This is a genomic window from Simiduia aestuariiviva (genome assembly GCF_014192475.1).
GTDB lineage: Bacteria > Pseudomonadota > Gammaproteobacteria > Pseudomonadales > Cellvibrionaceae > Simiduia > Simiduia aestuariiviva.
In genome coordinates this window covers 189,156-213,442 of sequence record NZ_JACHXZ010000002.1, presented here as the reverse complement: position 1 = coordinate 213,442, position 24,287 = coordinate 189,156, and the positions used below count along the sequence as shown (strand labels likewise).

The following is a 24,287-nucleotide window of genomic DNA, read 5'->3' as shown; positions in this document are numbered from 1 at the left end:
AGCCAAATTGGGCAATCTCAACATTGGTGGGCCAACCCGGCCTGACATATACTCTGGCCGCCACAACAACAGCCAGCCGCTGCACGCAGCGCCAGCACATTGAAAAAGGTAACGAGGAGAGGACTGTGGAAAGAGAATTTATGGAGTATGACGTTGTCATCGTAGGTGCAGGCCCAGCGGGGCTTTCTGCTGCCTGCCGCCTGCGTCAGCTCAATGAGGAGCTCACCGTGTGTGTGGTGGAAAAAGGCTCCGAGGTCGGTGCCCACATCCTGTCCGGCGCGGTATTTGAGCCCACAGCTCTCAATGAACTCTTTCCAGATTGGAAAGAAAAAGGCGCGCCACTGCACACCGAGGTCAGTGGCGACGATATTTACCTGTTAAAAGACAATGCCAAAGCGCAAAAGATTCCCGGCCTGTTTGTGCCTAAAACCATGCACAACGAAGGCAACTATATTATTAGCCTCGGCAACCTGTGCCGCTGGCTAGCCGAACAAGCCGAAGCCATGGGTGTTGAGATCTTCCCGGGCTTTGCCGCTTCAGAAGTGCTCTACCACGAAGACGGCAGCGTCAAAGGCATCGCCACTGGCGACATGGGTGTCGGGTTAAACGGTGAGCCCAAGGACAGCTACATGCCGGGCATGGAACTGCACGCTAAGTACACGCTTTTCACCGAGGGTTGCCGTGGCCATTTGGGCAAACAGTTAATCGCCAAATACGAATTGGACAAGGGTAAAGAGCCCCAACACTACGGCATTGGCATCAAAGAAATTTGGACCATTCCCCCTGAACAGCACAAACAAGGCTTAGTGGTACACACAGCGGGTTGGCCACTGTCTGAAAGCGGCTCTGCCGGCGGCAGTTTTTTGTATCACATTGAAGACCATCAAGTGGTTGTAGGCCTGATCACCGATTTGTCCTACAGCAACCCACACGTGAGCCCCTTTGACGAGTTCCAGCGCTACAAGCACCACCCTGTGATCGCCCAGTATTTACAGGATGGAACGCGCACAGCCTACGGTGCCCGCGCCATCGTCAAGGGTGGTCTGCAATCGCAGCCTAAGATGTCTTTCCCTGGTGGCCTGCTATTGGGTGACAATGCCGGCACGCTGAATTTCGCCAAGATCAAAGGCTCTCATACCGCCATGAAATCCGGCATGCTCGGCGCAGAGGTGGTTGCGCAAGCGCTGGCCGACGGCCGTAAGAGCGATGATTTGACGGAATTTGCAAGTGCCTATAAAGATTCATGGGCGTGGAAGGAACTGCATCAACAGCGCAACTTCGGCCCCGCGCAGCACAAGTGGGGCAACCTTTTGGGCTCGGCCTACGCGTTTATCGATATCAATATCTTTAATGGTAAATTGCCCTGGACACTGTCGGATCCAAAGCCTGACCATGCACAGCTTAAACCCGCAGACCAATGCCCTAAAATTGCCTACCCCAAACCCGACGGCAAGCTCAGCTTTGACAAGCTCTCTTCCGTATTTTTATCGAATACCAATCACGAAGAAGACCAGCCTTGCCACTTGCAACTAAAGGACAAGGACATTCCGATTCAAGTGAATCTGGCTAAATACGACGAGCCCGCGCAACGCTACTGCCCCGCAGGGGTTTACGAGGTAGTGGAGACCGCTGAGGGAGAAAAGCGCTTTCAAATTAACGCGCAAAACTGTGTGCACTGCAAAACCTGCGACATTAAAGACCCAGCCCAGAACATTACCTGGGTGGCACCGGAAGGCACTGGCGGCCCCAATTACCCCAACATGTAAAAATTTCCACAAAATAAAAAAGGGATTCAATGAATCCCTTTTTTATTGGCAAAACTTTGCGCACTTGCTGCACTGGCTTAAACGCCAATATCACCTTCGGCAAGCACAAAAAATTCCCCGCCGCTCCACACACCCATGCTACCTGTGGCGGCAGCTTCGGCCCAATCCACCAACTGATAAAACACATTGCGGTGCACCAACGCATCAAGACTGTAACGCACGCGCACAAATGGCAGCGGATTGCCCTCGCTGTCGGCGTCCACCGTCAAAGGGTGGGCCTTATCTAAAATGAACTCGTCGCCGGTGTGGGTGTAACAGGTAATGCACGCCTCTGGCCCACTGCCCGCTCGCTCCGCACGCACCACCAGCAGCGGCGCCACATCCACCTGAATGCGCCACTTTTCAACGGGCGTAACCAAAAAATATTCGCCAGACTCTTCCCACAACACAGAGGCAAACAGTGCGACGAGCGCCGAACGTTTAATTTCACCGCCCTCGTGAAACCAGCGCCCTTCGCGGTCGATTCGAATATCAATATCACCTGAAACCGGTGGCTTCCATAAATGCACCGGTGGGCTGCTTAGGGATTTGGCAGTGGCCGCCGATGACGTGGAATCGTCATTGCTACCTGCAGTTTTGGCAGCCAATAACTGAGACTCCAGCTCGTTGACGGACATAATTAGCACCTATGTGGGGGACTCTTTAGCGGACCCGGTAGTGAACCCGCACCAAACTCTCGCATTCACGAGCGCCACTAACGCGGCGCTTCGTATTGTTGATAGCTGTAGCGTTTGGCGAATGTTTCGAAGGCCGAGCTGTACAGCGCGTCAACCCGACCATTGTAACCGGGCAACCAACTCTCCTTAACCGCCAGCATGACGGCATCCACCAATTGGCCGGTATAGGCATCAAAAATAAGCAATTGCACACCCACCTCATCCCGACCGAAGTCAGCCTCTGGCGAACGCGCTGCCCACTCTGTGACGCTGTAGGCGCCATCGCCAGCAAACAAGAGCTGGGGGTAGATCACAAAATTAACACCATTGTGGCGGGCGTGCTGGACAGCGTCGGCGGGATTGGTGGCGCTGCTGGCCAATAATACGGTGGCAAACTGTTGCCGCAGGGCGGCGGCCAAGTGCTGACTTAAGGCTCGATCAACCTCCGGTTCTGGCCCGCTATTTGGGACGGCAACAAACCACGCACTGTTTCTTGGAGCAACCCAAGCTCTGGTACCTTGGACAGAATGCCGCTCCACCATCTGCAAATCTGCTAACAGGTCGTGGGCCGTATTAACCGTGTGGTTAAAGGTGCAAGCCGCCAACCACAGGGGGGCCAGCATTACTAAAAATCGAAGGTGCAACATTGTCAGCTTCCTAACGTGATCAGTGACGTTAACGGGAGCGATGCACATTATGTGCCTAATTCAATGCGCCTTCACCAGCGCCCTAATGACGAGCCTATTCGCCTGGCTCATCGGGCCGCGGGTGCTGGCGAACGGGATCCAAATTCCCCATATGCACGCCGATATCCTTGATGAAATTCATCAAGCCATCCATGTCTTCCACTAAGGGCCTGAAGGATCGCGAGTGATAGAGCTCTACGGCGCCCTGGGTCAATGCCCAGTAGGCTGCGTAATAAAAGTACGGCGGCACCCGCTTGAGCCGCCCCTCTTCAATTCGGCGCTCAAACATGTGGTTGAGGGTGTCTTTGGTGGAATTGCGTATAGCATGGAGCTCATCGATCCCTTCAGGGGCCAAATTGAGCGAGATTATTTTTTCTTCCAAACGCTGAAATAACCGGTCGCGCTGCGGATCGGCTATACGGGATTCAAAATACACCCGTGCGGTGGCAGCAAAGTCCCCATCTTCCGCCAACTTAAAGCTGTCTTTAAGACGGGCGGCCAGTGTTTGCTCATAGTCAAACAATAACCGCATATAGATTTCAACTTTAGAGGTAAAGTGTTTGTAGATAGTGCCCTTGCCAATGTCCACAGCTTCGGCGATTTGCTCCACGGTGACCTTTTCTTCGCCATGCTCCAGCAATAGCGCCAAAGCGGCGTCTAAAATCCGCTGCTCACGCTGGCGGAACTTCTGGACTTTCTCGCGGGCTTTATCCATGCTTCACACTCTCGGTTGATGGTTGTGACCAATATTAAAGCATAAGTCTCCAAGATTCTAAGCTTGGCTGCAATTCTCACTATTCGCAAAACCCATTTCCAAAAGTTGCCTAGAAAATGTCGAACCCGCTGCTTAACATCCTAGATATCGAACAATTGGATCTGAATTTGTTTCGCTCCCGACAACACCAAGAAAACCACCGCCACCATTTGTTTGGCGGGCAGGTGCTCGGCCAGTCGCTTATGGCCGCAGCGAGGACGGTGGAGGGGCGCATGCCACACTCTATGCACGCCTACTTCATGCGAGCAGGCGTCAGTGACATCCCGGTAATCTATGACGTCGATCCCATTCGCGACGGCGGCAGTTTCACGACGCGCCGGGTAGTGGCACGTCAAAAAGGCCGCGCCATTTTTAATATGTCGTGCTCGTTTCATATTGAAGAGCCGGGCTTTGAGCATCAGATATCTCTAGCCAAGATGCCGCCCGCGCCCGACACGTTGGACAAGGCCAGCTTTATTAAGCCTGAAGCGCAACAACCGGATGGCAGCGACGTGCACGCCATGTATTTTGATCTGCGCTCCGCTCAGCCCGACATCTATACCAGTAGCGAAGCGACACCCCCTTACAGTGAATTTTGGATGCGCTCGGTGGCGACCCTGCCAGACGACCCATTGTTGCATTGCGCCGCATTGGCATACGCCAGCGATATTGGACTCATGGCGACATCCACCCTGCCCCACCCAACCTCAATCATGTCGCCGGCGTTAATGCCTGCAAGTATCGATCATGCGATGTGGTTTCACCGCCGCTTCCGAATCGACGATTGGCTGCTATACAGCACAGATAGCCCTTGGGCCGGCGGTGCGCGCGGCATCAATCGGGGCTTGCTGTACGACACCCAAGGCCAACTGGTGGCCTCAACAGTGCAAGAGGGCCTCATTCGACCGATCACACCGCGATAGCGCCACCAATTCCCTTAGGGGCTTCTATACTGGGTGGGTCGTCTTACACAACTCACGGAGCCTCCTATGACCCACATCTGCATTTCAGACGCCATTGAAATACTCGAAGAGCTGGTTGCCTGTCTTGACGATGCCTACTGGGAGGCCGGAACAATTGAAGATAAAGATCGGTTTTATAACCTTATTTACGCCATCAACAGGGAACTGTCGGAATTAAGTAAGCTCAGCGTTCAAGATCACAACCTCGCCTACGAGCGAATTAGCCTCGAATTTACGCAGGCGAAAGACCGCCTCAACGCACTCAAAAATTCCGTCGACACCCAAGTCTTGCGCTCACGCACTGCACAACACCTGGCAGATTGCTTGGTCAGCATGCAGCAAATGCTCGGTTGACAGCGAGCGCTCGCGCCAGCCGTCCAGCACAACGCCGCGTACGCTCGCGACCAAATGGCTCACCTGCGAGTCGTGCGCCTGAGAGATATAGCCATTGCCCTCACTCGCCCAAGGTATCTAGTCCAAAATTGTTTAATAGCTAGGTATTCTGCACTGGAAAAACACACGCCTTGAACAATACTTAAACATACCGGTGTTGCTCTCCCCCCTTTTAAATGCAGCATCGGTGGCTATGCGAATAGCTAGTTTCAAGGATTTATCCTTTATGTTTCACTCCTAAAATGGTCTTGGCCCGGCATTCCCCCCCAGAAATGCCGGGATTTTTTTGTTCATTATTAATGCCTACTCGTGAACTCGCTGTAGACAGGTCAAAAACAAATTAAGCAGGCGTGCAGGCTTAGGTGATAGGCGCCAAATCGCTTCGAATTGGCATTGATAGTTAAAGTCGGCGTGCTCAATGCGCCTTAACCGGCCCGCAACCACCTGCGACTCTGCGTAGTGGTCTGGCAAATAGCCGATGTAGCGACCGCTGAGCAATAAATGCAAAATCGCTTCTTGATCGTACACAGTGGCAGCGCGCTGCAGCCCAAGCTTGCGCGCCTCTTCCATGTTGGGCGAGTGGTAGCCTAACCCCGCATATCGACATTGCAATATTGCTTCCGTCGACCAGGTGGTGGACGAATACAATGGGTGACTTGCACCGCAATAGAGGTGCATCCGCTCTTCAAATAACGGAGCATAAGAAAGACTGGCTGACGCGCGGTGACGGGGAATGACGCCGCAATGAAAGCGCCCCTCTATGACCCCTCGTTCAATTTCATTGAGCGGCTCCACATATATCTCAATGCTCACGTCGGGCGCCGCATCCGTAAATTTCGCAATCGCATCTGAGAGCCTGCACGCTTGATTGGTTGCGGTTTTATCGAAGAGCGCAAGGGTCAAGGTACCACTGAGATGTTGCTTGAGATCATTGACATCAGCGCGAAACTCATCGAGTGATCCCAAAGTGCGCAGCGCCGACTGGTACACTTTGCGCCCCTCCATGGTCAACGCAAACCCACTGCGTCCACGCCGACAAAGGGTTAAACCCAAGCGCTGCTCTAAATCTTTTAAATGGCGACTGATCGTGGATCGGCCAATGTTCAGCTCCAATTCCGCCGCAGTGACCCCGCCACTTTCAGCCACCACCTTAAAGACCCTCAGCAAACGAATGTCGGTGTCAGCCAACTGCCCTAGCAGTGCCTTTTGTTTCATAAAATTCACACTTTAAATGGATATGTTGCGATTTATACAACATAACAGCCCCGCTAAATTAGCGCCACCTGTCAACGCATGAGCGAGCCTTACCATGACCAACAGCCATTTAGCAGCCCACTGGATGCCCTTCTCCGGCAATCGGGAGTTCAAGCAAAATCCGCGGATGATCGCCAGCGCTGATGGCGCCTACTTCACCAGTACCGATGGGCGAAAAATTTTTGATGGATTATCCGGCTTGTGGACTTGTGGCCTCGGCCATTGCCGCCCTGAGATCAGTGACGCCATTGCCAAACAAGCGCGCACACTGGACTACAGCCCCGCCTTTCAATTTGGCCACGAGCTGGCCTTTGAGTTAGCCAACAAGGTCGTTGAGCTCATGCCCGAGGGGCTAAACCACGTGTTTTTCACGGGCTCCGGCTCAGAGAGTGCCGACACCTCCTTAAAGATGGCGCGCGCCTATTGGCGCAAGCGTGGCCAACCCAGCAAAACCCGACTCATAGGGCGGGCAAAGGGCTACCACGGGGTCAATTTTGGCGGGATCAGCGTGGGCGGAATCGGCCCGAATCGCGCGCTGTATGGCGACCTTATCAGCAGTGATCACCTGCCACACACCCTGCTCAAAGATCAGCCTTTTGTAAAAGGGATGCCTACAGAGGGCGCGGCACTCGCTGACGAGCTGCTGGAGATCATCGCACTGCACGATGCGTCCAACATTGCCGCGGTGATTGTTGAACCCTTTGCCGGCTCCGCCGGCGTGATCATACCGCCCCAAGGCTACTTGCAACGACTTCGCGAAATTTGCGACCAACACCAAATCTTGTTGATTTTCGACGAGGTGATTACCGCCTTCGGTCGCTGTGGTGGAATGACCGGCGCAGAGGTTTTTGGCGTCACCCCCGATATTCTCAATGTTGCCAAGCAACTCACCAATGGCGCCGTACCCATGGGCGCTGTGATAGCCACCAGCGACATTCACGATGCCTTCATGGAAAACGGCGGCCCCGAATACATGGTGGAATTTCCCCACGGTTATACCTACTCAGCACATCCGCTGGCCTGTGCGGCAGGCCTCGCGGCACTGGAAGTGCTACAGCGCGAGCAATTGCCACAGCGCGTGGCGGAGTTGGCCCCCTACTTTGAATCACAACTGCACCAACTGCGCGATCGCCCCCACGTGGCAGGGATTCGCAATTTCGGGTTCGCCGGCGCACTCAGCCTTGCGCACTACCCCGGTGAGCCGGCACGCCGGCCCTATGAGATCGCCATGGCCATGTGGAAAAAGGGCTTTTATGTTCGCTATGGCGGCGACACCGTGCAACTGGGCCTGCCATTCATTACCGAAAAATCAGAAATTGACACCTTACTCAACGCACTGGCCGATACCCTCTCCAGCCAATAATTCACACCTAGCTATGCACAGGATACTTTCATGACAGTCATTGGACACATCATTAACGGCGAACAGGTCAATAGCCATGGCCGCACCCAAGCGGTATTTAACCCCGCCACGGGCAGCAGCGAACGCAGCGTGCAACTGGCTGATGCAGACACTGTGTCCCAGGCCATTAGCGCCGCCTCCGCGGCCTTCCCCGCCTGGCGTAACACCCCGCCCCTCAAGCGGGCTCGAGTGATGTATCGCCTCAAAGAGTTGCTCGAACGCCACGCCGATAAAATCTGTGAACTGGTCACCGATGAACACGGCAAAGTGCTCAACGATGCCATGGGCGAATTACAGCGTGGCATTGAGAATGTCGAATACGCCACCGCGGCGCCGGAACTGCTCAAGGGCGAGCACAGTAAAAATGCCGGCCCCGCCATCGATGCCTGGAGCGAATTCCAACCGCTGGGTGTGGTGGCCGCCATCACCCCGTTTAACTTTCCCGCCATGGTGCCTCTGTGGATGTGGCCCATGGCCGTGGTGTGTGGCAACTGCGTCGTACTCAAACCCTCGGAGCGAGCCCCGAGCGTGGTAAAATTTATCGTTGAACTGGCACATGAGGCCGGACTGCCTAAAGGCGTGCTCAACTTGATCAACGGTGATAAAGAAGCGGTCGATACGCTGCTCACCGACCAGCGCGTGCAGGCGGTGAGCTTTGTGGGCTCGACGCCCATTGCCGAATATGTGTACCAAGAAGGAAGTCGCCACGGCAAACGCGTGCAGGCGCTGGGCGGCGCCAAAAACCACGCCATTGTTATGCCAGACGCCGACATGGAAAACGCTGTCAGCTCCTTAATTGGTGCAGCTTTTGGCTCATGCGGAGAACGCTGCATGGCCATTTCGGTTGCCGTCGCCGTAGGGGGCGCAGCTGCCGACCAACTGGTTGCCGGCCTCTCCGCTGCCATGACCAAGATAAAGACCGGCACTGGGCGCGATAACAGCAACGACATGGGCCCCCTAATCACGAGCGCACACCGAGATAAAGTTAGACAGTTTGTCGATGACGGCGTGTCAGAGGGCGCTACATTGGTGGTGGATGGCCGGGCGTTGTCGGTAGCAGACCATCCGGACGGCTTCTTTATGGGCCCCTGCCTGTTCGACCACGTAACGCCATCCATGCGCATCTACCGTGAAGAAATTTTTGGGCCAGTGCTGTGCGTACTGCGTGCTGAATCGCTAGAAGAGGCCATGAACCTGATCAACGATCACGAGTTTGGCAACGGCACGTGCATATTTACCCGAGATGGCGAAGCGGCCCGCTACTTCAGCGACCACATCCTCGTGGGCATGGTCGGAGTCAATGTGCCGCTGCCCGTACCCATGGCATTCCACAGCTTTGGCGGCTGGAAACGATCGCTATTTGGAGACCTAAGTGCCTATGGCCCCGATGCCGTGCGCTTTTACACGCGCCGCAAAACCATCACCCAGCGCTGGCCCTCGTCTGGCGTACGCGAAGGCGCGCAATTCACCTTCCCAAGCTAAGTAGCGCACCCTTTCATGGCTCACAGGCTGCGGGCCATGAAAGGCGTTATCTCTGCAACAGCGGCGCACAGGCTCTACTCTAACCGGGTCTTCTTGCGCAACGGATAGCAAGCTCGCGACATTAGCGGTTTTCGCCGCGGGAGCACCTCGCTATAATCCCCCGCCGGTGTTGGCGCGGCGCGGCATTGAAACGCTTTGAAACCTTTGCCCAAGCACAGACACATCGCCAAGGCCGCCAGCCACTCAATCGCGATGCGCACTCCACACACACTCGCCCAACAGGATTCATAGCCTCCGTGTTTACCCTTGCTGCAGCCTTCGACGCCATCGATAACATCAACGCTCTAGACCCCAACAGCGAGTCTGTAGAGGGCGAGCCCATAGCAAAGTCATTGATATACGGCCAACGCATGAGCCGTTGCCTTGCGGCGTTTAAACCTCAGGCCAGTGATGCGCTTGCCATTGCTGCGCGCGCGCAACATATCGAACGCTGGGTGATCCCCCGCAGTGACTACCCCATGAATCGAGCGGGCTACCACAGCTGGCGCACTGAACTCGGTCAGCACCATGCGCGGCGCACGCAAACGCTGCTCACAGGGCTGGGTGCGGATACCCAGCTGATCGAAGAGGTGGGCCGACTCCTGCGCAAGGAAGATCTCAAGCACGATCCAGACACGCAAACGCTAGAGGACGTAGCCTGCCTCGTCTTTATCCAGTTCTATTTAGACGCCTTCAGTCAGCAGCACGACGAGCCAAAGCTGATTCGCATCATCCATAAAACGTGGCGCAAGATGTCTGATGGAGGGCGCGCAGCCGCATTAACAATTCCCCTCAACCCAGCGCTGCAACTGTTGATCAATAAAGCGCTCGGAGTGCCATAATGCTGGCACTGTTAAAACACATCCATATGGGTTTGGCATTGCTATCCATCACAGGATTTTTTGTGCGTGGCATTGGGCGGCAATTAGATGCCCCATGGCTCCACAGCCGCCTGACTCGCGTAGCGCCTCACATCGTCGACACCGCCCTACTAGTTAGCGCCTTAGGACTGCTGTACGCCTACCAGTGGAACCCGTTTCAACAGGACTGGCTTACCGCCAAAATATGCGCGCTGCTCATCTACATCGGCCTGGGGGTTATCGCCTTTCGCTTGGCGAAAACTCCGAGGCATCAAGCTACCGCATGGATTTTGGCGCTATTCACAGCCATCTATATCGTTTGCGTAGCATTCACCAAAGACCCAACACCTTTTCTGCAGTAATCGGAATCCAATCTATGTGGTTTAAGAACTTACAAATTTATCGCATTAGCGATGGCCATTCGCTCGATCTGTCGTCGCTCAGCGACACGCTGAAGGCCAATGCATTTGCCCCTTGCTCGCAACAAGATATGTTCAAACAAGGCTGGGTACCGCCGCTCGGCAAACACAGCACTGAATTCACCCACATTGCGCAAAACGCTGCGCTTATCACACTTCGCAAAGAGGAAAAGGTTCTTCCCGCCGCGGTAATCCGGGACATGGTGGAGGAAAAGGCAGGCCAAATAGAAGCGGCAGAAGAGCGGCGCGTTTACCGCAAAGAAAAGGAGCAAATGAAAGAAGAGATCCTGTTCGAATGCCTACCTAGAGCACTGCGCAAGAGTCGCCGCACACATGCACTGATCGATTTGGAGCAGCGACTCATCATCGTCGATGCCGCAAGCCCCACCCGCGCCGAAGAGCTCATCACTGCGCTCCGTCAAAGTCTGGGCTCGCTCCCGCTGGCGCTTCAACAGTACGAGCTGTCACCTGCGGTTCAAATGACCCAATGGGTCAGCGGCAATGAACTACCAGACGGATGGCAATTGGAAAACGAGTGCGAATTGCGAGAAACCGGAGAGGAAGGCGCCGTACTTAAATGCAAACGCCATGACCTGCTGTGCGAAGAAATCCAAAGCCACATTGACGCGGGTAAGCAAGTGTTCCAGCTAGCGCTCAATTGGCAGCAACAACTGACCTTCGTACTCACCCACGAGGGGCATATAAAGCGACTGAGCTTTGGCGACGAACTCAAGCAAGAAGCGCAAGACAGTGGCAGCGACCAGCTGACCTTGCTCGACAGCGAATTCACGTTGATGACCTTATCGCTGCGACGATTCCTACCGGACCTCGCCGAAGCATTAGGCGGCAACAAAGCCGAAGCAGTTTAAATCCCTTCACGCCCTATTCCGCGCATTTGAGACCCAGTTAACAGCTAATACCTAGGTATTAGCTGATTTTCTGACCTCTTTCACACCCGCTATGACGTAAGAGTCACAAAATTCACTATTGACTTAACCTTTAACTTGACGTATATCATAAAGGGTGTGTAACGAAATAACGCAAAAGCATAACGACTACGGCGGCTAATCATGAAAAAAATCATACTTGCACTTGGACTCGTGGGGCTCTTTGCAGCGCCTGTGACCCTGGCCTGCGACGAGGCCTGCCAAAGGGAAAAGGCTACAAAGAAAACGGGTGAAGACTTCCCGAAATACCTGACTTGGAAATATTGCGAAGGCATTGCCGGCGAATTCATGACATCCACCATGAAAAGCCTGCAAAGCTACACCGAAAAGCACCTAGACGTTACCCGTCGCCGTGGCATGCGCAACACCCAGAGCTATCTGGAACAGCGCAAAGATTGGCTGACCGAGTGTGACAACTATATGGCTGCCACCGGTAAAGGTCGCGTTTTCCGCGACGACAAGACCACCAACAACATCATGGCTGCTATCGATAGCGTCAATGCAGAGCTGGGATCACTCCTGAGCGGCGTCACCTACGCCAATGAAGGCGGCGATGACACCCAAGTTGCTCAGACCAAGTTTGACGAGTTATTTACTTTGGTAGATAACCACAAGAACATTCTGCTGATGAAAGGTCATATGATCACATCGCGGTAACCGTTCCGATTGACGCCGAATTAAAAACGCCAGCATTACGCTGGCGTTTTTGTATCTGCAGACTTGCGCTTTATTGAAAGCACTGGCCGGTCAACATTCGATTTAGGCATCGCCGGCTTAGGCTTCGGTGCGGTGCGCTGTTTCGCCGCCTTGGCAATGGCCTCAACGCCGTGGCGCAACAACCGCGCCTGCTCAATCACACTAAGCTCTGGCGGGAAACGCCCAGGATTGACGCCCTGCGGATCGCGGGGGTTACCATCAACCGTCAGACTAAAGCCGCTGCCATGCTGGGCTGACTGGCCGTCCGCACCTACTGTCCAATCTTCAAAGTCCATGAGTAAAACTTCCTTCCTTAATTCTCTTCACCGCCCTCGCCCAGTAATTCGCAGCGCAGACCGACGCTTCGGCACCACTAAAAGATGCGCATTAGACCACAATTCAACACCAGAAGGGTACTAGACGTTCGGTGCACGGGCTGTGTAACAGGTCCCATAGCGTGCTAGCGACCCGGGGCTTGAATCAATTCGTCCAATATTGCGGGGTCATCAAAATGCCGACGACCGGTGAATGCAACCGCGTGATGGCCAGGCGCTCGGTGACTGCCTGCGGCAGGAACACCCATGGGCCAAAAGAAAAATCGCTCAGAGCGCAGCGATTCTGGTACGCGCCCCGCACGATTGAAGATGGACCAGTAATGGATTGCGTCTGCGGTTAAGGGGCCCACCACCCCGCCACTCGCCCACTGCACCGGCGTCATTGGCATGGAAACTGCCGCCTGAGGGGGAGCACTTGGCCGCACGGCGAGTAATCGATGGGTGTCGGCACTCAGATAAAGTCTTGGGCCAGCGCTTAGCGCCTGTATCGGTCCGACATAATGGGGCTCTTGCCAAAAGGATTCCGGCGCAAGTGCGACATAGCCTGCGGCCGGGTAAAGCTGATACCAGCAGCCGCAGGTGTGCATGGCATCAAATGCAATGGGCTCGCCGCCCATCGTTAAGTGCACCCGCCAATGGAGGCCATCTAAAGTACCCGACAAAAAATCCAGTGGCCCTTGCGCCGGGCGCTCCAAAAACCAAATTTGGTAATTGAGTTGTAAGGTTTGGCGACCGTTAAACCAACCGAGACTTGGGTAGACGTAAACTCTAGGGTCGCGCCCATCAAATCTCAACTGCCCTTCGCCCGTGCGAACCAATGAGCCGGGTAGATTCGCCGCACCACTCCCCGATGGCAGCGCGAATTGCGGTGCCCACCGATCGAACAGACTGGACCAAGCAACCCCGTTTACACCTTCGAGGACCGGACTGGTGTGCCAGCCAGCGCCCGAGGCCGGCGCAAATAATTGCCACGCCATCGCATCGTCGCTGAAAGCAGCCTGCTCCTCGGCTGTATGTGCCAACTCCCGATTCACTCCGGCTAAAAACGCCAAGCGCGTAACGGGGTACAAACCCAACGCCCGCAAGCTGGTTCGGTATTCCGCCGGCACTGTTGCGCGCGCAACAAGCTTTTGCCAAGCGCGCTTATCGTTAGCCAAATGTTGCAACAGAGGATCTATACAGCTGGGCGCACCAAGAGCGAGAGCTTCGTTAGCCATGGCGTTGGCCCAACGCAACCACTGCAGCCGCAACTCAGGCGTACTAGCCCTGGGGATTTGAGAGGCCAACTGACGATCTACGCGGAGGAAGGCAGCACCCGCAATTGGCGTGTAGGGCAGATAGCTGTGCGCAGCGCGGTATTCAGCTGCGCGGTAAATGTCGGTACAGGCGTGATGGTCCGGCGCTACAGGAATTTGCGTACAGGCGCTTAAAGCGCCCACAAGCAGCCCTAACAGCCATACCGGAATATTATTCCGCCGTGGTTTGACGAGCTTTTGCACGCTGCTGACGCTCGGTGGGCGCGCGCCCGATATGGACATCGTTGCGCATGTTAGCCAATTCAATTTGACGCTGCCGCTCTTCAAATCGACGGCGCTGCTCCTCTGTTAACAAATGGTGGCAGCGAGGGCAACAGACGCCCTGCTCAAATTTGGCTGACTGCTTGTCAGCTTCTGTTATCGGGTGCCGACATCCGTGACACAAATCATAACTGCCACGCTGCAGCGCATGATTAACCGCAACGCGATTATCAAATACGTAGCACTCGCCCTGCCACAAAGAGTCGGTTTCCGGCACTTTTTCGAGGTAATTAAGGATGCCACCCTTGAGGTGATACACCTCCTCAAACCCCTGCGATTTCAACAGTGCTGTGGATTTTTCACACCGAATACCGCCAGTGCAGAACATGGCCACTTTCTTGTGTTTCTTGGGGTCTAAGTGGGTCTTTACATATTCAGGGAATTCTCTAAAGCTCTCAGTGGCCGGATCTAATGCCCCCTTAAAACTGCCCACCTCATACTCGTAATAATTTCGGGTATCAATCAGCGTCACCTCGGGATCACTGATCAAGGCATTCCAGTCTTCAGGTTCCACATAGGTGCCCACGACTTCCTGCGGGTCTATGCCCGGCACACCCATTGTGACAATCTCTTTTTTCAGCTTCACCTTAGTGCGATAGAAAGGCATTTCGTCCTCAAAGGACTCTTTAGTATCCAAGGTTGCAAACGCAGGCTTGGCCTTCAGGTACAACAACAGATCATCGATGCCCGCACGCGTACCCGCGACAGTGCCATTAATGCCTTCAGAGGCCAGCAGTAAGGTGCCTTTAACCTCTAAGCGCGTCATTTCCGCCAGGAGCGGTTCGCGCAGCGCCCGATAGTTGGGTAAAGACACGAATTTATAGAGTGCACAGACAACGTAAGACATGAAGAACAACCATTACAAACCAGAAAACAGCCGCGCATTGTAGTGATTGCTCAAATACTGCACAACCGCGATTTTCAGCGATTAACCGACCTTACTGCCGCCCAGACACTGAGGTGAAGCAGGCGCCTGATCGCCCTGCCATTGATCTGGAGCCCAAGTGTGCAGAGCCAATGCATGTATTTGCTGCATGATCTCACCCAACGCACCGTAGACAAGCTGATGCTGCTGCACCAGTCGCTTGCCCGAGAACGCCTCTGCCACGAGCTGCACTTTAAAATGAGATTCAGAGCCAGCCGGCACATTGTGCATATGGCTTTCGTTTTCTATGGACAGAAATACCGGATTAAACGCTTCGCGCAATGCGGCCTCAATGGCTTGTTGCTGAGACATAGACAACCACTCAAAACAGAATTTGGAGAAAATTTCGGTGCTGCATTATAGCGCGAGCGGAGGCCAAATAATGCAATTGCACAAAAATCCAAAAAAATTACATGACTGATTAGTCATTACTTGTAACCCCTTCGACTTTCAGCATAAAGTACTACGTATTGGCGCGATAATTAACGCATTAACAATTAACGCCACTTGATAATTGGCCCTACCGCCTATCTTCTATTGGATCACGCTAATGACAAAAGCAAATACACCGCACTTTGTAGAGCGCCGAACGGGTCGCGACCGCCGGGAAGAAAACGACAGTTGCGCAGCGCTGCCCATCGACTTATATCACCGTAAACGCCGTAAAACGCCCGATCGACGCGCAGCCGATCGCACCCTAGCCGAAGATAAAATCCACTTTTATGCCAGCCAGGGCGTCGCCACAGAAGTTCACTGAACGCTAGCGACCTATGGGGTAGTGCGGGAAGCGCTGAAAAAAGGTCGCCACATCAAAGTGCTTTCGCACTTGCGCATAATAATCTTGATGGCGATGACGGTGCGAATTATGTCCGTCATACTGCAAATGATCCAAACACTCACTGCACACCGACATTCCAGCCGGTTTCCGAGCCCCTACAAAGACATCGGGCAACTGAGGGAAATTTTTACACCAACACAGGTGATACTCTGCACACTGCGGCTGCCAAACAATCACTCGCGCATTTTTATAGGCAACGGTGTGATCCAGTAATTTACGCAACGCCACAGTGCCTACAGCAATACCCTGCCCAGCCAACTGAATGCGCTCCTCACCGGTTAAATGCAATACCGGATCAAAAAAATCAAACTGCCCCAGCTCGGTAGCGCCCATCTTTTTGCGCAACGCCAACAGCGGCGGAAAATCAGTAAAATCGGGCAAATTCACTAGCGGACGTCCTGCAAGATAGTGGCTATTCGACCATCTGCATCGGTTCGCACGCGAAATTCCACTCGCCTTGAACGCGCATCATCTTCCAGCCCCTCGTCACTGAGTACGGGCTTAGAAGAAGACAGCCCATTGGCGGTGAGGTGTGCGGTTAGCCACGCTTTTTCCAGCGCGACGGCTGGCAGCGAAAGTACGTACCCCAACGCCGATCGCGTGCGCGCTTGCGACAGTGCCATATTGCGAATGTAGGCTTCATCGGGCGTAGTACCCAACCCCCAATCGCTGGACGTATGACCCTCGATACGCACCTCGAGAATATCCTGGCGGTATTTTTCGCGGGTTAAAATTGACACATAGCGTGGAAAAAAATCTGCCAGTATGGCTGAGAACGCTGGATTTAATTCAGCCTCACCACGATCAAACAGCAACTCTGTATTGTAAAAGCGCAGGCTCAAATCGCGATTAAGCTCAGCGCCCCAGCGCGGTAAATCGTCGGCAAATTCTTCCTGAAGGTCTTGGTAAAGCTGGGTTCGCAGTCGATCATATAAAATCGCTACGTCTTTTATCTTTCTCGATTCAATCTCCAACTGCACCATGTAAATGACAGAGATCAACAAAAACACCATCATTAGCCCACCCATCAAGTCACTGACGGAGACCCAGTGTTCTTCCTGCTCTAACGTGTCATTCGGTGAGGGCTCGAGCCCGCTGCTGAGGTTTGGCATCGCGTGGATTTACCTGTTCGGCCAATTGAATAAGATCGCGCAACCTTTCCGTGAGCGGCGCATAATCATTTACAAATTTTTCAGACAGTGAAGTCATTTGATAGCCAAACGTTTTCAGCGCCTGCACTAACTCCTGCTCTAAGCCCTGCTGAATTGCGGTCAAGTGCTGTGCCACACGGGCGTCACTATCCTCCGCCAGGGATGCGAGCTGCTGATGCACCCGCTCAGATGTTTCAGTGAGCTGACTCAACGATTGTTGTAGCGCCACATCCACCGCTTGCTGATTCTGACTGACCGCCGATGTTAACTGGGTCGTCAACCCATCGATGCGAGCGCCCAATTGCGGCAAGCCCTGAGCCGCTCGCTCAGACACATCCGCCAACACTTCAAGTTGCGTTGATAGCTGGCGTGATTGAGCTTCAGTGCCCGCCAATAATTGCCCCAGTGACGTTGAAACCTGTTTGAATACTTCGGCATGCTGCACCATGTCTCGATAGGCTTCGGCGGCCTTATCCAACAATTTTCCATTGGCATCTTGACTGCTCAACAAGGCTTCTAGCTCACGCTTATAATTTTCCTGCCATTGCAACATCTTTCCGACAGCCGCGTTTAACTCGCGGAAATTATCACCGTACTGGGCATTGATCTCAGCATTAAAATCGCGCATGACTTTTTCAATAGCCACCACCAGCGCCCGTGCGTTGGCCTCGGCCATTTCGGTTTGATAAGACCTGAGCTGCTGAACAATTGCATCCAGCGCCGTCAACTGCTCTCGGTGTTGCTGCGCCAAGGCAAGCGATAAACCATCGCCCTCTGCGGGCGTTAAGCTCTGATGGATGTCAGTGAGCAAATTCGCTAAATCCGTGACACTGGCGGTGTGGTAAGTTTCCTGTTTCTTGCGCTGTCCCATCACCGCAAAGAGGTGTCGCATCTTGACGCCAAGCGCCCCCAACAACCCGACAATCGAGGTCCAGAATGCCGTCTTGAGTCCGTCAATAAGCTGCGGGACACTGGCACTGATATCCGTGGTATCAAATTCGAGCAGGCCGAGTGCGACACCAAGGAAGGTGCCGAAAATTCCCGTACTGGTGAGAATGGCTGGCGACTGTCCAGCGGAGTGACTGTTGTAACCGGGGCCGATAAAATACACGGCTAAAATGCAAATGAGTGCCATCAGCCCCAGTGTTAAGGGTGGAAATTCAGCCAAAAATGCCATGGCACGCCCTGTATGGTCTTATTTTATTTTCGTGGTTATGCCCACAATATAGACCAATGGGGCCTTGGAACAAGCCCCCTATTCACATTACTGAAGACTCATCTAGCTCCGACGATCCGCAGCGCGCTGTTTACGCTCCCCTCGCTTATCGGTGCGGCGATTCATGCGCTCCCCTTTTTTATCCAAGCGACGATCGATACGATCACCCTTCTGATCCAGACGGCGATCAATCCGCTCGCCCTTGTTATCTAAACGACGATCTATTCGATCACCCTTGGCATCCAGCTTAGCTGCACGCACCTCGTGGCCATTGGCCTCGGCGCGGTCGGCACGTCGGTCGAGGCGCTGATCGATGCGATCACCTTTCTTATCCAGTCGCCGCTCAATGCGATCGCCCTTGTTATCAAGTCGCTGCTCGATACGATCACCTTTCTGATCCAAGCGCATTTCCTTGTGATCGCCACGCACATCGTGGCGCTCTGCAATGGTGTCCTGAGCTAATGCAGCACCGCAGAACAGCAAAGTAAAGGTGGTAACAAGGCTAATAGGAGTCATTGATTTCATCGCTAATCTCTCTTTGTAATGGCAGTTAGAAGTGTCAATTCACCCTATACAACGGCCATTCCCATAAATGGTTGACGCGACAGCGAAACATTTTGTCGAGCGCGCGTAAAACTAGGGGTGCACCACTAAATCCACCAATTGATCGGCTAACGACGCGAGCGTGAAGGGGCCATCGGGTTTGTACCAATGCCAGGTTTCCATGGCCGCGCCCCGAATAAAATGGCGCGCCAAACTGGGCTCTGCAGAGAGCCCGCCCGCAGCTTTTAGGTTCTTCAGGCAGTCCAACCAGCGCTGCTCATAGCGATCACGCAACGCCAGTATGTGGGCTTGGCTCGCCGGACTGAGAGAGCGCCATTCAGTGACCAAAATGCTAAAACCCGTGCCTATTTCGCCATGAATTGCCTGCAATTCACAGGCGACCAACACCCGCAACCGGTCGCGGGGCTCGCGCTTGCCCGCCAACTGGCGCTCCATTGCATCCTCCACCAGCAATATCAGCTCCTCCATCAGCTGAGCCAGAATGGATTCTTTGTTGGGGAAGTGATGAAACAGGCTGCCCGACAGAATGCCCACCTCCGCGGCGATATCGCGCACCGTGGTACGGGCAAAGCCCCTCTCGCGAAAAAGCGATGCCGCTACGCGCAATACGCGCCCTTTGGCCGACTGTTGGTTTTCTAACACACGGTCGCTGGTCAAGCCGCACACTCCCTGCTTAAACAATTAAGGGTGGCAATTAATCGGAAAAACCGCCTATTGTCAACCAAGCGCTTGCTTGGTATTGTCGACTCATATAATCAATAACAGGGAGCCACCATGGCCAACTCACCCGCTGTTATCACCTGCGCCCTAACGGGTGTGCTTACCAACCCAGCACAACATCCTGTGCCCGTGACCGCGCGAGAAATGGCCACTGCCGCCCGTCAAGCCTTTGAAGCGGGCGCGGCCGTGATGCATGTCCACTTCCGTCGGCAGGAGCCAGGCCAGGGCCACCTGCCCTCCTGGGAGCCCGAAGTGGCCTTTGAAATTGCCGAAGCCATACGGGCCGCCTGCCCGGGCGTACTGCTTAATTTTTCCACTGGCACCATCAATCGCGATCAAGCTGGCCCCATTGCCTGTCTGCAACGGTGCAAACCGGAAATTGGCGCCTGCAACGCCGGCAGCCTTAACTACTTAAAGGTCAAGCGCGACGGCACCTGGGCATGGCCACCCATGCTTTTTGAAAACACGATTGAGAAAATTGAAGAGCTGCTAGCGGTCATGGCCAGCACCGGTACCCGTCCAGAGTTCGAGTGCTTTGATCTGGGAATTGTGCGCTCTGTGGGCATGTACCAAGAAGTGGGGTTAATCGATCGGGCTAGTTTCAATTTTGTCATGGGTGTTGCGAGCGGCATGCCCGCAGACTCTGAATTGTTGCCGTTGTTGCTCAAATACCTGCCCGGCGATAACCCCTGGCAGACCACATTAATCGGTCGACAGGAGATTTGGCCCGTCCATCGACGCACTGCTGAATTAGGTGGGCACTTGCGCACGGGCCTAGAAGATACTTTTTACTTACCTAATGGCGAACGCGCAGCGCACAACGGGCAGCTAATTGAAGCGCTGGCAAAGATCGCAGAGCAATCGGGCCGCGCCATTGCCAGCCCGGCACAAGCACGAGAATGTTTTTTATAGGACTTGCTATGAGCTACCAATCCGTACTTAAACCCGACCTTTTCAAAAACCAATGCTTCATAGTCACGGGCGGTGGCAGTGGTATTGGCCGCTGCGTCGCGCACGAGCTGTCATCTTTAGGAGCACACGTGGTCATTACGGGCCGCACGCAAGCAAAACTCGATCGCGTCAGTGAAGAGATACGCAATGACGGTGGCTCCGTGAGTAGCGCCAGCTTTGATATCAGAGATGAGGTGGCGGTAACCCAAGCAATCGCCAACATCATTACCGAGCACCCGGTTATTCACGGCCTTGTAAATAACGCAGGCGGACAATTTCCAGCGCCTCTCGAACTCATCTCGGCCAAAGGCTTTGAGGCGGTAGTGCGCAGCAATCTGCTTGGCGGGTTTCTCATGGCGCGCGAAGTCTACAAACACAGCATGCAAAAACACGGTGGCGCCATCATAAATATCACCGCCGATAATCTAAATGGCATGCCCGCGATGGGCCACTCAGGGGCAGCGCGTGCGGGCATGGAAAACCTCACTAAAACCTGCGCGTGGGAATGGGGCTTTTTTGGCGTTAGGGTCAATGCCGTAGCACCCGGCTGGGTTGCATCCAGTGGCTTCGACACCTACGACCCACAATTCCAAACGCTCATCAAAGGCGTAAAAGACCACGTCCCCTTAAAGCGCCTGGCATTCGAGGCCGAGATCAGCGCCGCCATTTGTTTTCTACTCAGTCCCGGTGGGGCTTTTATCAATGGTCACACGCTGCGCATCGACGGCGGTTCGTCGCTAGGTTCTGCACCCGCTATTTGGCCGCTGCCCGAAGGGCCTGCAGCCAACAGCAGTCCATTCAATGGCTTTCATCGCGCTGAATTGCCTGCCATGTTGCGCGACAGCGAGAACGAATAGATGCCTAAGCTAATTACCCAATTGCACATCGACAGCGCCACTGCACGGGAAAACCGAGCACAACTGTTAACACAGATAGCCGACATTACTTCACTGGATCAGGCACTCAGTGCGGCAGCTGAGAATAAGCGCGAGAAGTATGCTGCGCGCGGCATGTTGTTGCCACGTGAGCGGTTAGCTCAGCTCATTGATGAAGGCAGCCCATTCGTCGAGATTGGCAGTCTGGCTGGTTACAAGATGTACGACGATAAGGACGGCACTGGCGCCGGTGGTGGCTGTATCGGTGGCATTGGGTTTATTCAAGGCACGCCCTGTGTCATACGCGTCGACAACTATGCCATCAAGGGCGGAACTATCTCCCCGGTAGGCATGGAAAAAGCCCTGCGACTTCAGCAAATTTCAATGGAAAATAAACTGCCATTTGTAACCTTGGCCCAAAGTGGCGGCGCGAATTTGATGTACGCCAATGAAATTTTCGCGCCGGGTGGCCGGGGCTTTGCCAACCAAGCCCGCATGTCAGCGATGGGTATTCCACAGATTACTGTGGTGCACGGTAGTGCAACCGCTGGCGGCGCCTATCAACCGGCATTAAGTGATTATGTGGTATTAGTGCGCAATCAGGCGACCATGTATTTGGCCGGCCCGCCCCTGCTCAAAGCCGCCACCGGCGAAATAGCCACCGACGAAGCGCTGGGTGGCACCGAAGTCCATGGCGAGATTGCGGGCACCGGCGATTATATTGCCGAAAATGATAGCGAGGCCATTGAGCTCGCACGGGATTTGGTGGCTCAGTTGCACTGGTTTACCTTGGCTGAAAATTCAGTAGATCAGCCGCCGAGCTATGACCTAGAAAGTTTGTTATCGGTCATTCCCGCCAACAATAAAACACCCTTTGACGCCCGCGAGGTCATCGCCCGCATTGTAGACAGTTCGGATTTTTTGGAATTTAAATCCAATTTTGACCGGCAAACCGTGTGCGGGCACGCGCGCATTCACGGAGCGGCCATTGGCATCATCACCAATAATGGCCCTATCACCTCGCAAGGCGCCAACAAAGCGGCTCAGTTCATCCAGTTGTGCGAGCAAAGTCGGACCCCACTGTTATTTTTGCACAACACCACGGGGTTTATGGTGGGTACTGCCGCTGAACAATCCGGCATCATTAAACACGGTGCAAAAATGATTCAAGCGGTCGCCAACGCAAGCGTGCCTAAATTCAGTATCGTGATGGGAGGTTCCTATGGCGCCGGCAACTATGCCATGTGTGGCCGCGGTTTCGATCCCCGCTTTATTTTCGCCTGGCCCAATAGCCGCACCTCGGTGATGGGCGGCGCACAAGCGGGCAAAGTCCTGCGCATTGTGACCGAGGCAAAAGCTGGTAGTACTGACGCCGACATGCTCGACAAAATTGAGCGCGATACCGCTGAATTTGTCGACGCCAACGCCACTGCACTGGCCTGTACTGCACGCCTTTGGGACGATGGCATTATTGATCCGCGCCACACCCGCGATCTACTTGGATTATTACTGTCCATTACCCAACAAGCGGATACATTCCAACTCAACAGCAGCAAGTTTGGCGTAGCACGTTTTTAGCCACTCACGGAGAACCTATGCAATTTACAGAGCAACACCAAGCACTCCGACAAAATGTGGCACGCTTTGTCACTGAACAACTGAATCCACACATCGACGAATGGGAGCGTGCCGGGCACTTTCCCATGCACGATATTTTGAAATCATTGGCCGACTTGGGATTGCTCGGCATCAGCAAACCGGAAGCCTCAGGAGGATTGGGCCTCGACTTCAGTTACGAACTTATCCTGGCTGAGGAATTGGGGGGTGCGCATTGCGGCGGCGTGCCACTTGCCATTGGCGTTCAAACGTCCATGGCCACACCGGCATTGGCACAATATGGATCAGACGAACTCAAGCAGGAATTCCTAACGCCAGCCATTGAGGGCAAACTCATTGCGGCCATTGCCGTATCAGAACCAGGCGCAGGCTCTGACGTTGCCAACATCAAGACCCGCGCTCGCAAAGACGGTGACGACTATATAATTGATGGCGCAAAAATGTGGATCACCAACGCCCATCAAGCCGACTTCTATTGCGTTTTAGCAAATACCAGCGACGACAAACCCCACAGCAATAAAAGCCTCATCATCGTTCCGTCCCATTGCGCGGGCGTCAGTCGAGGGCCAAAGCTAGAAAAAATGGGCATGCGCTCATCAGACACCTCCGCGGTTTTTTTTGACGGTGTTCGCGTCCCTCAGCGCAATCGCATTGGCGACGAGGGTGCAGGATTTTTGTACCAAATGCTGCAATTTCAGGAGGAGCGACTGTTTGGCGCAGCGCTAACCATCAAGGGCTTTGAGCTATGCATTCAAAGTACAATTGACTACACCCGTGAGCGCCAAGCGTTTAATGCGCCCCTACTCAACAATCAAACTATTCACTTCGCACTCGCCGAACACCAAATGGAAGTCGAAGCGCTGCGGTCACTCATCTACCGCGCCACGGAGAATTATGTGGCGGGCCAAGATGCCACGCTGCTTGCGTCCATGGCAAAACTGAAGGCCGGTCGTCTCTCGCGCAGCCTACCTGATCAGTGTTTACAGTTTTGGGGTGGCATGGGGTTCATGGAATCGACGCTCATAAATCGTCTGTATCGAGATTTTCGGCTCACGGCCATTGGTGGCGGCGCCGATGAAATTATGCTCGGCATTATTTGCAAACTTATGGGCATACTCCCTAAAAAAGCAAAGGGCTAAGTC

Annotated in this window: 27 protein-coding genes; 14 read left to right on the top strand and 13 right to left on the bottom strand. The window is 54.1% G+C overall.

What is annotated here, in order from left to right; genetic code table 11:
- Positions 1–140 precede the first annotated feature (140 nt).
- Positions 141–1,766 (top strand): electron transfer flavoprotein-ubiquinone oxidoreductase, encoded by a 1,626-nt coding sequence (locus tag FHS30_RS06525; protein ID WP_221197224.1) that lies wholly within the window; start codon positions 141–143, stop codon positions 1,764–1,766.
- Positions 1,767–1,843: 77 nt separating this feature from the next.
- On the opposite strand, the gene FHS30_RS06520 is transcribed toward FHS30_RS06525, so the two are convergent.
- From FHS30_RS06520 to FHS30_RS06510, 3 genes are all read right to left on the bottom strand, one after another.
- A complete protein-coding gene (locus FHS30_RS06520; protein ID WP_183909614.1) occupies positions 1,844–2,443 on the bottom strand; it encodes a DUF1285 domain-containing protein in 600 nt (199 codons plus the stop codon).
- A gap of 77 nt (positions 2,444–2,520) precedes the next feature.
- Positions 2,521–3,129, bottom strand: a complete 609-nt coding sequence (locus FHS30_RS06515; protein WP_183909612.1) for a DUF4823 domain-containing protein — start codon at positions 3,127–3,129, stop codon at positions 2,521–2,523.
- A 94-nt stretch (positions 3,130–3,223) separates the two neighbouring features.
- Positions 3,224–3,883 (bottom strand): TetR/AcrR family transcriptional regulator, encoded by a 660-nt coding sequence (locus FHS30_RS06510; protein WP_183909610.1) that lies wholly within the window; start codon positions 3,881–3,883, stop codon positions 3,224–3,226.
- Positions 3,884–3,999: 116 nt separating this feature from the next.
- Here FHS30_RS06510 and FHS30_RS06505 point away from each other — a divergent pair, with 116 nt between their 5' ends.
- Together FHS30_RS06505 and FHS30_RS06500 are read left to right on the top strand one after the other, a co-directional pair.
- Positions 4,000–4,845: an acyl-CoA thioesterase gene (locus FHS30_RS06505; protein WP_183909608.1), complete on the top strand. Its 846-nt coding sequence runs from the start codon at positions 4,000–4,002 to the stop codon at positions 4,843–4,845.
- Between the two features lie 66 nt (positions 4,846–4,911).
- Positions 4,912–5,238, top strand: coding sequence for a hypothetical protein (locus FHS30_RS06500; protein ID WP_183909606.1), 327 nt, complete (start codon positions 4,912–4,914; stop codon positions 5,236–5,238).
- Between the two features lie 342 nt (positions 5,239–5,580).
- On the opposite strand, the gene FHS30_RS06495 is transcribed toward FHS30_RS06500, so the two are convergent.
- Positions 5,581–6,492, bottom strand: a complete 912-nt coding sequence (locus FHS30_RS06495; RefSeq protein ID WP_183909605.1) for a LysR family transcriptional regulator — start codon at positions 6,490–6,492, stop codon at positions 5,581–5,583.
- A gap of 94 nt (positions 6,493–6,586) precedes the next feature.
- Between FHS30_RS06495 and aptA the strand changes: the two genes are divergently transcribed.
- The 6 genes from aptA to FHS30_RS06465 all read left to right on the top strand — a co-directional run bounded on the left by aptA (position 6,587) and on the right by FHS30_RS06465 (position 12,337).
- Entirely contained in the window at positions 6,587–7,894 is a 1,308-nt protein-coding gene (gene aptA, locus FHS30_RS06490) for an omega-aminotransferase AptA (protein ID WP_183909603.1), read from the top strand.
- Positions 7,895–7,924: 30 nt separating this feature from the next.
- Positions 7,925–9,415, top strand: coding sequence for a CoA-acylating methylmalonate-semialdehyde dehydrogenase (locus FHS30_RS06485; protein ID WP_183909601.1), 1,491 nt, complete (start codon positions 7,925–7,927; stop codon positions 9,413–9,415).
- Between the two features lie 185 nt (positions 9,416–9,600).
- Positions 9,601–10,296, top strand: a complete 696-nt coding sequence (locus tag FHS30_RS06480) for a DUF4202 domain-containing protein (protein ID WP_221197198.1) — start codon at positions 9,601–9,603, stop codon at positions 10,294–10,296.
- Positions 10,296–10,676: a SirB2 family protein gene (locus tag FHS30_RS06475; RefSeq protein WP_183909599.1), complete on the top strand. Its 381-nt coding sequence runs from the start codon at positions 10,296–10,298 to the stop codon at positions 10,674–10,676. Before FHS30_RS06480 ends, FHS30_RS06475 begins: the two co-directional genes overlap by 1 nt.
- 14 nt (positions 10,677–10,690) lie before the next feature.
- A complete protein-coding gene (gene rdgC / locus FHS30_RS06470; protein WP_183909597.1) occupies positions 10,691–11,602 on the top strand; it encodes a recombination-associated protein RdgC in 912 nt (303 codons plus the stop codon).
- A gap of 201 nt (positions 11,603–11,803) precedes the next feature.
- Entirely contained in the window at positions 11,804–12,337 is a 534-nt protein-coding gene (locus FHS30_RS06465) for a hypothetical protein (RefSeq protein ID WP_183909595.1), read from the top strand.
- A gap of 35 nt (positions 12,338–12,372) precedes the next feature.
- Here FHS30_RS06465 and FHS30_RS06460 read toward each other — a convergent pair whose 3' ends face one another.
- From FHS30_RS06460 to FHS30_RS06445, 4 genes are all read right to left on the bottom strand, one after another.
- Positions 12,373–12,672 carry a hypothetical protein gene (locus tag FHS30_RS06460; RefSeq protein WP_183909593.1) on the bottom strand — a complete coding sequence of 100 codons (300 nt, stop codon included), beginning with the start codon at positions 12,670–12,672 and terminating at the stop codon, positions 12,373–12,375.
- Positions 12,673–12,836: 164 nt separating this feature from the next.
- The gene (locus FHS30_RS06455; protein ID WP_183909591.1) at positions 12,837–14,150 is read right to left on the bottom strand and encodes a hypothetical protein; all 1,314 of its coding nucleotides are present in this window, start codon (positions 14,148–14,150) and stop codon (positions 12,837–12,839) included.
- A gap of 28 nt (positions 14,151–14,178) precedes the next feature.
- Positions 14,179–15,135 carry an oxygen-dependent tRNA uridine(34) hydroxylase TrhO gene (gene trhO / locus FHS30_RS06450; protein WP_183909589.1) on the bottom strand — a complete coding sequence of 319 codons (957 nt, stop codon included), beginning with the start codon at positions 15,133–15,135 and terminating at the stop codon, positions 14,179–14,181.
- 81 nt (positions 15,136–15,216) lie between these two features.
- Positions 15,217–15,525, bottom strand: a complete 309-nt coding sequence (locus FHS30_RS06445) for a BolA family protein (RefSeq protein ID WP_183909587.1) — start codon at positions 15,523–15,525, stop codon at positions 15,217–15,219.
- A 238-nt stretch (positions 15,526–15,763) separates the two neighbouring features.
- On the opposite strand from FHS30_RS06445, the gene FHS30_RS06440 reads away from it, so the two are divergent.
- Positions 15,764–15,970 (top strand): hypothetical protein, encoded by a 207-nt coding sequence (locus FHS30_RS06440; protein WP_183910300.1) that lies wholly within the window; start codon positions 15,764–15,766, stop codon positions 15,968–15,970.
- A 3-nt stretch (positions 15,971–15,973) separates the two neighbouring features.
- Here the strand turns inward: FHS30_RS06440 and FHS30_RS06435 are convergent, their stop codons facing one another.
- The 5 genes from FHS30_RS06435 to FHS30_RS06415 all read right to left on the bottom strand — a co-directional run bounded on the left by FHS30_RS06435 (position 15,974) and on the right by FHS30_RS06415 (position 19,639).
- Positions 15,974–16,438 (bottom strand): hypothetical protein, encoded by a 465-nt coding sequence (locus FHS30_RS06435; RefSeq protein ID WP_183909585.1) that lies wholly within the window; start codon positions 16,436–16,438, stop codon positions 15,974–15,976.
- Positions 16,438–17,163, bottom strand: a complete 726-nt coding sequence (locus FHS30_RS06430; protein ID WP_183909583.1) for an OmpA/MotB family protein — start codon at positions 17,161–17,163, stop codon at positions 16,438–16,440. The genes FHS30_RS06435 and FHS30_RS06430 overlap by 1 nt, the downstream gene beginning before the upstream one ends.
- Positions 17,123–18,379 carry a hypothetical protein gene (locus FHS30_RS06425; RefSeq protein ID WP_183909581.1) on the bottom strand — a complete coding sequence of 419 codons (1,257 nt, stop codon included), beginning with the start codon at positions 18,377–18,379 and terminating at the stop codon, positions 17,123–17,125. Before FHS30_RS06425 ends, FHS30_RS06430 begins: the two co-directional genes overlap by 41 nt.
- Positions 18,380–18,481: 102 nt before the next feature.
- The gene (locus FHS30_RS06420) at positions 18,482–18,943 is read right to left on the bottom strand and encodes a hypothetical protein (protein ID WP_183909579.1); all 462 of its coding nucleotides are present in this window, start codon (positions 18,941–18,943) and stop codon (positions 18,482–18,484) included.
- Positions 18,944–19,054: 111 nt separating this feature from the next.
- A complete protein-coding gene (locus FHS30_RS06415; RefSeq protein WP_183909577.1) occupies positions 19,055–19,639 on the bottom strand; it encodes a TetR/AcrR family transcriptional regulator in 585 nt (194 codons plus the stop codon).
- Between the two features lie 117 nt (positions 19,640–19,756).
- Between FHS30_RS06415 and FHS30_RS06410 the strand changes: the two genes are divergently transcribed.
- From FHS30_RS06410 to FHS30_RS06395, 4 genes are read left to right on the top strand one after another with little or no spacing between them, the layout of a single operon-like run.
- Complete coding sequence (locus tag FHS30_RS06410; RefSeq protein ID WP_183909575.1) at positions 19,757–20,614, top strand: beta-keto acid cleavage family enzyme; 858 nt, start codon at positions 19,757–19,759, stop codon at positions 20,612–20,614.
- A gap of 8 nt (positions 20,615–20,622) precedes the next feature.
- Positions 20,623–21,510: an SDR family oxidoreductase gene (locus tag FHS30_RS06405; protein WP_183909573.1), complete on the top strand. Its 888-nt coding sequence runs from the start codon at positions 20,623–20,625 to the stop codon at positions 21,508–21,510.
- Entirely contained in the window at positions 21,511–23,106 is a 1,596-nt protein-coding gene (locus FHS30_RS06400; protein ID WP_183909571.1) for an acyl-CoA carboxylase subunit beta, read from the top strand. It abuts the gene before it with no gap.
- A 17-nt stretch (positions 23,107–23,123) separates the two neighbouring features.
- Positions 23,124–24,284, top strand: coding sequence for an acyl-CoA dehydrogenase family protein (locus tag FHS30_RS06395; RefSeq protein WP_183909569.1), 1,161 nt, complete (start codon positions 23,124–23,126; stop codon positions 24,282–24,284).
- Positions 24,285–24,287: the final 3 nt, after the last annotated feature.